Source organism: Lacinutrix sp. MEBiC02595 (genome assembly GCF_053601555.1).
On the sequence record NZ_JBSHNU010000005.1, the window covers coordinates 1 to 220 of the forward strand.

Sequence of the window (220 nt, forward strand, 5' to 3'; positions counted from 1 at the left end):
TCCGTTTTGTATTCCATCACCATCTTCATCGTTATATACGGTTCCAGTTACTGTTCCGGCTGTAGTATAACCATCTGTCCCTGCTGTAACTGTTCCACTTACTGGTACCGTTACTTCGGTTGGCTCTGTTCCATCTGTTAATGTCGATCCTGTTGGTAAAGTAGTTGTATCTACTACGATATCAACTGTTCCTGCTGGCACTCCTTCTATAGTATAGGTT

Annotated in this window: 1 protein-coding gene; it reads right to left on the minus strand. The window is 42.7% G+C overall.

Annotation, left to right across the window (positions count from 1 at the left end; translation table 11 throughout):
* Positions 1-220 (minus strand): hypothetical protein (locus tag ACVCZW_RS00015; protein ID WP_452231276.1); only part of this gene is annotated, 220 nt, incomplete at both ends.